This is a genomic window from Paenibacillus sp. HB172176, from assembly GCF_011947265.1.
Lineage (GTDB): Bacteria > Bacillota > Bacilli > Paenibacillales > Paenibacillaceae > Pristimantibacillus.
In genome coordinates this window covers 1-9088 of record NZ_JAATHD010000049.1, presented here as the reverse complement: position 1 = coordinate 9088, position 9088 = coordinate 1, and the positions used below count along the sequence as shown (strand labels likewise).

At 54.5% G+C, this 9088-nt stretch carries 8 protein-coding genes and 2 riboswitches; of the genes, 5 read left to right on the top strand and 3 right to left on the bottom strand.

Going from position 1 to position 9088, the window contains the following annotated elements:
- The 4 genes from HFP08_RS29085 to HFP08_RS28500 all read left to right on the top strand — a co-directional run.
- A partial coding sequence (locus HFP08_RS29085; protein ID WP_206109343.1) for a hypothetical protein occupies nucleotides 1–199 on the top strand: 199 nt, incomplete at its 5' end.
- 616 nt (nucleotides 200–815) lie between these two features.
- Nucleotides 816–1871: a FecCD family ABC transporter permease gene (locus tag HFP08_RS28510; protein WP_168124028.1), complete on the top strand. Its 1056-nt coding sequence runs from the start codon at nucleotides 816–818 to the stop codon at nucleotides 1869–1871.
- A 2-nt stretch (nucleotides 1872–1873) separates the two neighbouring features.
- On the top strand, nucleotides 1874–2911 hold the full coding sequence (locus HFP08_RS28505) for a FecCD family ABC transporter permease (protein WP_168124027.1): 1038 nt from the start codon (nucleotides 1874–1876) through the stop codon (nucleotides 2909–2911).
- A 190-nt stretch (nucleotides 2912–3101) separates the two neighbouring features.
- Entirely contained in the window at nucleotides 3102–3332 is a 231-nt protein-coding gene (locus HFP08_RS28500; protein WP_168124026.1) for a hypothetical protein, read from the top strand.
- Between the two features lie 349 nt (nucleotides 3333–3681).
- Here the strand turns inward: HFP08_RS28500 and gcvPB are convergent, their stop codons facing one another.
- The 3 genes from gcvPB to gcvT are packed head-to-tail and all read right to left on the bottom strand — an operon-like array spanning nucleotide 3682 to nucleotide 7612.
- Complete coding sequence (gene gcvPB, locus HFP08_RS28495; RefSeq protein WP_168124025.1) at nucleotides 3682–5142, bottom strand: aminomethyl-transferring glycine dehydrogenase subunit GcvPB; 1461 nt, start codon at nucleotides 5140–5142, stop codon at nucleotides 3682–3684.
- Complete coding sequence (gene gcvPA, locus HFP08_RS28490; RefSeq protein ID WP_168124024.1) at nucleotides 5139–6494, bottom strand: aminomethyl-transferring glycine dehydrogenase subunit GcvPA; 1356 nt, start codon at nucleotides 6492–6494, stop codon at nucleotides 5139–5141. The genes gcvPB and gcvPA overlap by 4 nt, the downstream gene beginning before the upstream one ends.
- Nucleotides 6494–7612 (bottom strand): glycine cleavage system aminomethyltransferase GcvT, encoded by a 1119-nt coding sequence (gcvT, locus tag HFP08_RS28485; protein WP_168124023.1) that lies wholly within the window; start codon nucleotides 7610–7612, stop codon nucleotides 6494–6496. The genes gcvPA and gcvT overlap by 1 nt, the downstream gene beginning before the upstream one ends.
- 112 nt (nucleotides 7613–7724) lie before the next feature.
- Nucleotides 7725–7829, bottom strand: a riboswitch (glycine riboswitch).
- Nucleotides 7830–7832: 3 nt separating this feature from the next.
- Nucleotides 7833–7931, bottom strand: a riboswitch (glycine riboswitch).
- A gap of 167 nt (nucleotides 7932–8098) precedes the next feature.
- Here gcvT and gcvH point away from each other — a divergent pair.
- Nucleotides 8099–8488, top strand: a complete 390-nt coding sequence (gene gcvH, locus HFP08_RS28480) for a glycine cleavage system protein GcvH (protein WP_168124022.1) — start codon at nucleotides 8099–8101, stop codon at nucleotides 8486–8488.
- Nucleotides 8489–9088: the final 600 nt, after the last annotated feature.

Here is a 9088-nt window from a genome sequence, read left to right as displayed (position 1 = left end):
GGGCGCTCCGACTGGAGCTCTAGCGCAGATTTTCAGCTCTGCCGCCTCGGAGGGCGCTCCGACTGGAGCTCTAGCGCAGATTTTCAGCTCTGCTGCCTCGGAGGGCGCTCCGACTAGCGCTCTAGCGCAGATTTTCAGCTCTGCCGCTTCAAATGCGGGACTGGCTGAGGTGCTCCATAAGCAGGTGATCCACAGTTAATCGACAGCCTCAATGGTGACCGTTACGCTACACGCCTTGACAAATAGCCATGGGCTCACGGATACAACAATGAATTGGCAGCCTCTAAAAAGTCCGTTAGAACAGTTCACAGCGATTCAAGGATGCGGTCAGGAGTTTTTCCTAAATATAGGGAAGTATATGATTTCGCCATACTTTCTCTATATGAACGCTTGCAACTGTAACGGACATTTTCGACCTTTAGAAGCTCGTTTGAGCCAGCTCAGATTTTTAACGGACATTTGTTCCGCTTAGCGGACTAATCACGTCGATTATTCGTTCGATTTAATCGCTAAGGCGACCCAATGTCCGTTAGAGAAAATAGGCAGCGAAAAAAGCAGTTTAAGGTGACCAAATGTCCGTTAGAGCAGGTTACTGTTTGCCAAGGACGCCGTTAGCCGTTTCACCTTGTTCGGCGGCACTGTCGACGGTGAATTTGCAGGTATTGTTGAAGCTCGCAATGCAGGTAGAAAAAGCAATAATGGGATCAATGTTGCTGACATATTGGGGAAAATTGCATTGTGTAAGTGAAGGTTTTGCATTATACTCAATTACAGCGTTAATGAGAATCAATATCATTGGGTGGTTAGGAGCAGCTATGAACGTTTATTCGCGTAAGAATCAATCAGAGAACAGCTTGAAAAAACAAAAGCTTCGCACTCGTCCCCTTGCGGCAACCTTTATTATTTTCGGGGGAATCATGTTAACTGCGTTCGTGTTCGTCTTATCTGTTTCCTTCGGAGCAGCAGATATTTCCTTCCGCGTGGTTTGGGAAGCAGTGTTCCAATTCGACAGCAACAATACGGATCATAATATTATTTGGGAGCTGCGGCTTCCAAGAATATTGGGAGGCGCTATGGTGGGAGCGTCATTCGCGGTAGCCGGAGCGATTATGCAGGGCATGACTCGCAACCCGCTAGCCGATTCCGGTCTGCTGGGCTTGAATGCCGGAGCGGCATTCGCGCTTGCAATATGCTTCGCGCTCTTCCCGGGCATGCCTTATTTGCAAATTATACTCTTCTCCTTCGTCGGCGCGGCGCTCGGAGCCGTGCTGGTATTCGGCATTGGCTGGATGGCAAAGGGAGGATTGACGCCTCTGAGGCTTGTGCTTGCAGGCGCAGCGTTAAGTGCTCTGTTCATGGCGCTCAGCGAGGGAATTGCGCTCTATTACAACATTGGTCAAGATCTGGCGTTCTGGTATGCAGGCGCGCTGTCGGGAACGAAGTGGATTCAATTGAAAATCATGTGCATACCGATTGCAGCTGCGCTGTTGGGCTCGATCCTGTTGTCGAAATCCATTACCATGCTCAGTTTGGGCGAAGATATCGCCCGGGGCCTGGGGCAGCGGACGCAGCTCGTGCGACTGGCGGGAACGATTCTGGTGCTTATCCTAGCCGGGGCGGCTGTCTCGATTGTCGGCGCCGTCAGCTTTGTCGGACTTATCATTCCCCATTTGACCCGCAAGCTTGTCGGCGTGGATTATCGCTGGATTATTCCATGCTCGGCGGTCCTTGGAAGCCTGCTTGTCATGCTGGCCGATCTTGGCGCGCGCATGGTGAATCCTCCAGCAGAGACGCCGGTCGGGGCTTTGATTGCGCTCATCGGCGTACCGTTCTTCCTCTTTCTTGCACGCAGCGAAAGGAGGGAGCTGTAGGTATGAAGCAATTATCCTCATTGCCAACCGTGGAACAGCGAGTCAGAAGACGGGCTTTTGTGGTGTTACTTTCCTTATTTGCGCTTATTGTTATAGGGTTTCTGGTCAGCATGAATACGGGCTTTATTAGATTATCTCCGTTTGACGTGCTGCGCACATTGTTCGGATTTGGTTCCGATATGGAGAATTTAACGTTATTTGATTTCCGGTTGCCGAGAATCGTATTGTCAATCTTGATTGGCATGGGACTTGCGGTGTCTGGCTGCGTTATACAAGGCATCACGCGCAATGCGCTTGCCGATCCAGGCATACTCGGCATCAATGCGGGCGCAGGACTGATGGTTATGCTCTACATATCGTTCTATCCGGTCAAGGGAAGCTCGCCGGTTTTCCTGCTTCCGATTCTTGCACTGGCGGGAGCGGGAGCGACGGCTATTCTGATCTTCGCACTCGCGTATAAGCGGAACGAAGGATTGACCGCGACCCGTCTGCTGCTTACGGGCATTGCCGTAGCGGCCGGCATCAGTGCGGCGATGATCGTGCTGACGCTTCGGCTCAATCCGGAGCAATATCAATTTGTCGCAACATGGCTCGCCGGAAGCATCTGGGGCTCGACATGGAAGTTCGTCATCGCCTTATTGCCGTGGATTGTCGTTCTTTTGCCCTATGTGATGATCAAGGGGCAAACGCTCAATGTGCTCAACTTGGGACAGCCGACCGCTCTTGGACTGGGTTTGCAGGTGAGCAGAGAGCAGATCAAGCTCATTGCGGCAGCGGTGGCGCTGGCAGGAGCGAGCGTAGCCGTCAGCGGCGGCATTGGCTTCGTCGGGCTGATCGGTCCGCATATCGCGCGGAGGTTGGTCGGCGTGAAGCATCAATATACGATTCCCGCATCCGCGTTGCTCGGCGCCTTGCTCGTGCTACTCGCGGACACAATCGGACGCTGGATTCTTCAGCCGTCGCAGATTCCGGCAGGCATCGTGGTGGCGGTTATTGGCGCGCCGTACTTTCTGTACTTGCTGGCTAGAACGAAGGCGTAGCGAGAACGGGTGATGTGGCGCGGAGCAGCTAGAACGAGGGGCGTGGTGAGAACGAAACGACGACGCAGCGAGGCGAAAGGCCTGGCGAGAATGAAGATTTAGTGAAGAGAAGGAGCCCGGCTGGACACGATCAGTGTCTGTCGGGCTCCTTGTTGTTGCTTTACGTTGGTTGGTGGACGGAGATGGGGGAATGGCTGCTTGGGAAGAGTCAATTATGAGGCGTGCATGGTCATATAATCAGTGGCAATATCCGATAAACTGGAATAACTCCAGTATATTCTTAATGAAAATCGATATTTTGAACTTATGCTGGAAAAGCTCCAGTTTATTTAACGAATGGGAGCTAAATGTAGCTGTAGCGAGGAAATATAGTGGAGAAATTCCATCAGATTTTGAAATGCAGGGTGAGAGTGATAAATAAACAGGAGAAATTCCAGCACAGCACTGCTGCTTTATTGAGCCGCAGTCCCGCTGTCACGTAGTCGGCTCACTGTTAAATAGAGCCTGATCCTTAATCGGCTCACTGTTAAATGCAACCGGGCTCGAATTGCTGTTGAACAGCGAAGAGCCTCCATTCCCGCTTTTAACGCTGGAGTGGAGGCTGGAAGATGCTAGTTGTGTTTGTGGCTGCAAGCTAGTGACAGCAAGCTAGTGAGAGCAAGCCAGATACCGCGAGTTAAACAGTAGCTAGTGAGAGCAAAGTCGGAGACTGCAAGCTACATACTGCAAGCCAGGTCTCACAGGGTATGGTTGCTGACTTCTCTAACCTCTCAAGTCCCGCATGTGCAGAACAGCAAAGGCTTGCGGGCCGCGTTCGTCTCGTCGAGGCGCTTCACGACAGTTGTGTACGGAGCGTTGGTCACCAGCTCAGGCGTTTCCTCGGCTTCCTTCGCAATCTGAATCATCGTGTCGATGAAGCCGTCGAGCGTCTCCTTGCTCTCCGTCTCGGTCGGCTCGATCATGATGCATTCCTCCACATTCAGAGGGAAATAGATCGTAGGCGGATGATAGCCGAAGTCGAGCAGCCGCTTCGCGACATCGAGCGTCCGCACGCCGTATTGCTTCAGCTTCTTGCCGGACAGCACGAATTCATGCTTGCAGACGCCCGGATAGGCGACCTCGTAATAAGGAGCAAGACGATGCATCATATAGTTGGCGTTCAGCACCGCGAGCTCGGATACTCTGTGAAGGCCGTCCGGCCCGTAGGTGCGAATATACGTATACGCGCGCACCAGAATGCCGAAGTTGCCGTAGAAGGCTTTGACCCGTCCGATGGATTCGGGACGGTCATAGTCCCAGTAAAACGTTCCGTCCTCGCGCTTGCTCACAATCGGCTTCGGCAGGAACGGAATGAGCCGGCTCTTCACGCCGACCGGACCGGCGCCAGGGCCGCCGCCGCCATGCGGCGTGCTCATCGTTTTATGCAAATTCAAGTGAACGACGTCAAAGCCCATATCGCCGGGGCGCGTAATGCCCATAATCGCATTCGAATTGGCTCCGTCATAGTAAAGCAGACCGCCAGCTTCGTGAATGATTGCCGCAATCTCGACGATTTGCTTCTCGAACAGGCCAAGCGTGCTCGGATTGGTCAGCATGAGCGCGGCCGTGTCGCTTCCGGCAGCGGCGCGAAGCGCGTCCAGATCGACCATGCCTTGCTCATTCGACGGAATGGTAATCGTATCATAGCCGGCAACCGTGGCGCTGGCCGGGTTCGTGCCATGCGAGGAATCCGGTACGATCACCTTCGTGCGTTTCTCGCCGCGGCTCTCGTGGTATGCGCGGATGAGCATAAGCCCTGTCCATTCGCCATGCGCGCCGGCTGCCGGCTGCAGGGTAACCTGATCCATGCCGGTCAGCGCGGCAAGATCATTCTGCAGCGTGTACAGCATCTCGAGCGCGCCTTGAATGCTTCCCTCCGGCTGATAAGGATGAATTTTCGCAAAGCCCGGGAATCTGGCGACATCCTCATTAATCTTCGGATTATATTTCATCGTGCAGGAGCCAAGCGGGTAAAAGCCGTTGTCGATGCCGAAGTTGCGGCGCGACAGCTCTGTGTAATGGCGAATGACATCCACCTCGTATACCTCGGGAAGCTCGGCAGGCTTCGACCGCAGCAGCGATTCGGGGATCATGTCCGCGGCCTCCAGCTCGGGAACATCGCATTCCGGCAAGGAATACGCGATGCGGCCCGGCTTGGTCAATTCGAATATGAGCGCTTTTTCCGGTTTCATACGATCGCCTCCAATTCGCTGAAGAATGCTTCGATTTCTTCCTTCGTTCTCTGCTCTGTGACGGCAATTAGCATGCGGCCCTCAAGCTCGGGATACGCAATGCCGAGATCATAGCCGCCGATGAAGCCCGCGGCCAGCAGCTTTTCGTTAATCGAAGCGATGTCCGAGCCTGCTGGCAGCTTCACGACGAATTCGTTGAAGAAAGGGGAGGAGAACTCCAGGCTTAACTTGCCTGCCGAAGCCGCGGCGATCTGCGCTGCGTAATGCGATTTGCGCAGATTAAGCAGTGCCGCTTCTTGCATGCCGGCTTTGCCGAGCGTCGACATATACACCGATGCGCAGAGCGCAAGCAAGGCCTGGTTGGAACAAATATTCGAGGTCGCTTTCTCGCGGCGAATATGCTGCTCGCGGGCTTGCAGCGTCAGCACGAAGCCGCGTTTTCCTTCCTGGTCGACGGTTTGTCCGACAATTCTTCCTGGAATGCGGCGCATCAGCCCCTCGGCTACGGCGAAGAAGCCGCAGGTCGGTCCGCCTAGCGATGCGGGAATGCCAAGCGGCTGCGCGTCGCCGACCACGATATCGGCGCCGAGCTCTCCGGGCGATTCCAGCTTGCCAAGCGACAGCGGATTCACGCTGAGCGCAAGCAAAGCCTTCTTCGCATGAACGAGCCCCTCAATCGCGCGCACATCCTCGATGCAGCCGAAGAAATTCGGCGATTGCAGCAGCACGGCGGCTGTCGCGTCGTCTATAAGCTCGGCAAGCGCCTCCGTATCGGTTACGCCGTTCTTGCAGCCGGCTTCTACAACCTCCAGGCCAAGTCCATGCGCCGAGGTTAGCAGAATTTCGCGAGCCTCGGGATGCACGGCGCGGGAGACGACGATCTTCTTGCGCTTCGTAGCGCCGCTCGCAAGAGCGGCTGCTTCCGCAAGCGCCGTCGCGCCGTCATACATGCTGGCGTTGGCAACCTTCATGCCCGTCAGCTCGCAGATATAGGATTGAAATTCGAAGATCGCCTGCAGCTCGCCTTGGCTGATCTCCGGCTGATAAGGCGTGTACGCCGTATAAAATTCAGAACGGGAGATGACGTGATTGATGACGACGGGAATATGGTGATCATAGATGCCGGCTCCGAGGAAGGAGGCGTATCGGTCAAAGTCGGCATTCTTGTTCGCAAGGCCGCGCATATGCTTCAGCAGAGCCTGTTCGCCGAGTCGCTCGGACATTGGCATTACGCCGGAATAGCGAATCTCGGCCGGGATATCCACGAATAGATCTTCTATCGTTTCTGCGCCGGCTACGGCCAGCATCTCAGCCTGGTCTTGCTCGGTCATTGGCAAGTAACGGTGCTTCATCAGTTGATATCCCCTCTCTTGTAAAATGGCGTCTTTACAACGGCGGCTTCGAATTTCTTGCCGCGAATTTCTACCCACAGCTTCGCGTCCTGCGCGGCAAACGCGCTGTCGATTAACGCGAGTCCCAAATTCCGCTTGGATGTGGGCGATTGCATGCCGGTCGTTATTTCGCCTATCGGTTCGGCAGCCGCGCCCGCATCGGCGAAAACCGGATAGTGGGAACGCGGAATGCCGCGCTCGGCAATCTCCAGTCCTACTGTTCTGCGGCGCATACCGTCTTCCTTCTGTTTCGCAAGCGCCTCGCGGCCGACGAAATCGCCCTTGTCCAGCTTGACGAAGAAGCCAAGTCCGGCTTCCAGCGGGGAAATCGATGCGGACAGCTCTTGGCCGTACAGCGGCAATCTGGCTTCGAAGCGAAGCGTATCGCGCGCGCCAAGGCCAATCGGCTGCAGACCGAGCGGCTCTCCTGCGGCCATAAGGCCGTTCCAGACGGTAACCGCATCCTTCGCGGAGCAATAGATCTCGAAGCCGTCCTCGCCGGTATAGCCGGTACGCGAGAGCAGAGCTGTCACGCCAGACAGCGAAACATTTTGCAGGAAGTGAAAGGATGGCAACGAAGCAAGGGGAGCATCGGTCAGTCCCGCTAGAATTTCCGCCGCAAGCGGGCCTTGCAGCGCCAGCAACGCGGTCTTCTCCGACACATTAACAAGCGTTATACCGTCTTCCAGATGCTCCTGGAGCCAATTGAAATCCTTATCGATGTTCGATGCGTTCACTACGAGCATGAATTGCTCGTCGGCAAGCTTGTAGACGAGCAGATCATCGACGGTGCCGCCGTTCTCGTAGCACATAATCGTGTATTGCGCGGCGCCGACGCTCAGACGGGAAACATCATTCGTCAGCATGCGCTGCAGGAAGCTCTCGGCTCCCGGGCCGCTCACCAGAAATTCGCCCATATGAGAGACGTCGAACAAGCCTGCCTTCGTGCGCACGGCTTCATGCTCCTTCAGAATGCCGCTGAACTGGACGGGAAGCTCCCAGCCGCCGAAGTCGATGCAGCGCGCGCCGGGAAAGCTCGAGTAAACGGGGAATAGCGGGGTACGCAGTAATTCAGTCATGGTATCACCTCATGCTTTATTTTTGGGTATGCGAATATGCGAAAAAGGACAGGCAGGGGGATCCGAAAAGCCAGCAAAAATAAAGCTGCGCCAGCTTAAGAATGTTCCCCTGCTCTGTCCTTTGTACCTGAGAGTTGCCTCGCTTCCGCGAGTTTCCCCTTGGGTGATTCATTTAATCGGCCGCCTCGGCTGCCGTTAGTCAGAATGCTCTCCAGAGATGCGTCCAGTAAAGGTCCTTTTGCCTGAGAGATTCACCGCTAAATCGGCTTACTCCTTCGGCGTTATCTCGAAAACCGATAATCTCTCCCGTTACCTTCATCCGCGTATGTAGTTTGCATGTGTTTGCCCTGTTTTATTATAATTCATTACAGTGAAGTGTCAATATGAATTTGACCGAGGAACAATTAACGGGAACAGGATTGACATTCCTAAGAGGAATACGGTATCTTTTGGACAAGATTGATATGATGAAATGAGGAATCCCAAATGAGCGAAGTGAGAGAGCAGTTGAAGTATAGCGACGAGCATGAGTGGGTCGTGAAAGCAGAAGGCAATACGGTTCGCATCGGCATTACCGATCATGCGCAGAGCTTGCTCGGCGACATTGTGTTCGTGGAATATCCGGAGGTGGGAGCGGCGGTTTCGGCGGGCGACTCGGTCGGCTCCATCGAATCCGTCAAGACGGTATCCGAGCTCTATTGTCCGGTGTCTGGAATCGTCACGAAGATTAATGAGACGTTAGTCGATCAGCCCGAGCTGATTAACAACGAGCCTTACGAAGGCGGTTGGATGATCGAGGTAGAGGTGGAAGGCGATCTTGAAGAAGCTCTCTCCAAGCTCCTGACGCCGGAGGCTTACCGCGAATTAACGGCATAGCTTGGCAACAGCAACGAAAAAAGCGCCAACAGCGCGAAGAGCCATCGGCCTCTCGCGCTATTGGCGCTTTTTCTCACCACAATAGAATTTATAAAATGTCGGTGTGGAGTTGCCTGCTTTCCTGGTCGACTCGACCAGGATCAGACGACGGAGATGCTCCACTCCGCGGACTTCAAGGGCTGCAAGTCGATTTTCTCGACTTGCAGCCCCGTACCCGCGGACTTCAAGGGCTGCAAGTCGATTTTCTCGACTTGCGGCCCCCGTACCCGCGGACTTCAAGCGCTGCAAGTCGATTTTCGCGACTTGCGGCCCCGTACCCGCGGACTTCAAGGGCTGCAAGTCGATTTTTGCGACTTGCAGCCCCGTACCCGCGGACTTCAAGGGCTGCAAGTCGATTTTCTCGACTTGCGGCCCCCGTACCCGCGGACTTCAAGGGCTGCAAGTCGATTTTCGCGACTTGCGGCACCCTCTCCAGTGTCTACTAAACTGTAAATTTATTTGGCGATAAAACATTCATGACGCCGCTCCGTCACCCCAATGTATGAAAATAACTGCTATTGCATGGCATGTGGTTTCCATGTTCTCAAATTCGTCAAGACT